At 51.0% G+C, this 204-nt stretch carries 1 pseudogene; it reads right to left on the reverse strand.

Annotation, left to right across the window (positions count from 1 at the left end):
• Positions 1-204, reverse strand: a pseudogene (gene glmU / locus FDX22_RS15345) (bifunctional UDP-N-acetylglucosamine diphosphorylase/glucosamine-1-phosphate N-acetyltransferase GlmU); the annotation flags it as partial.

Here is a 204-nt window from a genome sequence, read left to right on the forward strand (position 1 = left end):
AACGTTTCAGTGGAGATTAACGGCACATCGCCATAGAGCATTAAAATGTCTTCGTCATCACCAAAGAACGGTGCAGCCTGCTGCATAGCATGACCGGTTCCCAACTGCTCTGCCTGCAGAACCCAGTTCAGATTGCCATCTTTCAACGTCTGCTGAAGCAAATCACCACCGTGCCCGTAGACCAGGTGTACATGAGTTGCGCCT

This window comes from Citrobacter sp. TBCS-14 (genome assembly GCF_005280805.1).
Lineage (GTDB): Bacteria > Pseudomonadota > Gammaproteobacteria > Enterobacterales > Enterobacteriaceae > Citrobacter > Citrobacter gillenii.